The 766-nt window shown below is 41.9% G+C and carries 1 protein-coding gene; it reads right to left on the minus strand.

Going from position 1 to position 766, the window contains the following annotated elements; translation table 11 throughout:
* Positions 1-766 (minus strand): fimbrial biogenesis chaperone (locus ASU03_RS19300; protein ID WP_231731658.1); only part of this gene is annotated, 766 nt, incomplete at both ends.

The raw sequence follows: 766 nt of genomic DNA on the forward strand, positions 1-766 counted from the left end.
CAATGTAACGTTAATAATGTATAGTATATGCCGGGAAGGCTGATATTTAATTGTAATTCGGTTTTTTGGATTAATTGAAACAACACCAGAGTTAATAATGACATAACTATGAATAAATACGCTAGTGTCTAGGTCGCTTATGGTTTTATTTTTTTTCATGCAGAAGACGGCATACGAGATACAGTTGAGTTGCGGCGTTTCCGCCCCGTAGTCATTGATGGTTCGATACGTTACGCTGCTATTTTTGGCCCCCTTTGGCAGAGAAAATTGGTATTTATCAAAGGGGGAAATCATTTGATTTTTAACTACTTTTCCACCTATTTTCAGGTCTGTCAGGGTAATGAAATAAGGTGTTGGGTTACTGACCGTAACCATGTCAGCTGACGAAGTGCAACGCAGTTTCGCCGGAGCCTCGCCTAAGGGATACGCTAAACCTTTTGGTCGCCAGAAAAGTTTGATGACGCTTTGTGTGGCAATCTTCAGGGTATTTCCCTCTTTCCGCTTCGTTGTTGAAGGGACTGCCCGTACGCTAGTGAAGAAAAGGGTTTCTCTGTCTTTCGCCAACGGCGCTCCAATGTACATAATGCGTAACAGATTCTCATTTGCCGGATTCAGCACAAATAGCGGTGGTGTAATAATAAAGTCTGCTGATTTTTTATTATCTGGGGTCATCACCCATGACTGAATAAGATAAGGAACATCCGGACTGGTGTTACGTACACCCAGTGAAATTTGCTCTTCACCTTCTGAATAAACAAGACGTGTT

The organism is Colwellia sp. TT2012 (assembly GCF_001440345.1).
Classification (GTDB): Bacteria; Pseudomonadota; Gammaproteobacteria; order Enterobacterales; family Alteromonadaceae; genus Colwellia.